Origin of the sequence: Haloferax sp. AB510, assembly GCF_024136985.1 — an archaeon.
Classification (GTDB): domain Archaea; phylum Halobacteriota; class Halobacteria; order Halobacteriales; family Haloferacaceae; genus Haloferax.
On the sequence record NZ_JAMYJY010000245.1, the window covers coordinates 1 to 503 of the forward strand.

General features: G+C 66.6%; 1 protein-coding gene. It reads left to right on the plus strand.

Features of this window, described 5'->3' with window-relative positions; all coding sequences use genetic code 11:
• Positions 1-503, plus strand: a 503-nt coding sequence (gene sod / locus NKF06_RS20830) for a superoxide dismutase (RefSeq protein WP_253246483.1), incomplete at both ends; no start/stop codon positions are given.

The following is a 503-nucleotide window of genomic DNA, read 5'->3' on the forward strand; positions in this document are numbered from 1 at the left end:
CAGGGCTACGTCAACGGCTGGAACGCGGCCGAGGAGACCCTCGCCGAGAACCGCGACGCAGGTGAGTTTGGTTCCTCCGCTGGCGCGCTGCGCAACGTCACCCACAACGGCTCGGGACACATTCTGCACGACCTGTTCTGGCAGAACATGTCGCCGGAAGGCGGCGACGAGCCTGAAGGTGCGCTCGCAGAGCGCATCGCCGAGGACTTCGGTTCCTACGAAGCCTGGAAGGGCGAATTCGAAGCGGCGGCCGGCGCGGCCGGCGGTTGGGCGCTTCTCGTCTACGACTCGTTCTCGAACCAGCTTCGGAACGTCGTCGTCGACAAGCACGACCAGGGTGCGCTCTGGGGCTCCCACCCCATCCTCGCGCTCGACGTCTGGGAGCACTCGTACTACCATGACTACGGCCCGGCCCGCGGCGACTTCGTCTCCGCGTTCTTCGAGGTCGTCGACTGGGACGAGCCCGCCGCCCGCTACGACCAGGCCGTCGAACTCTTCGAGTA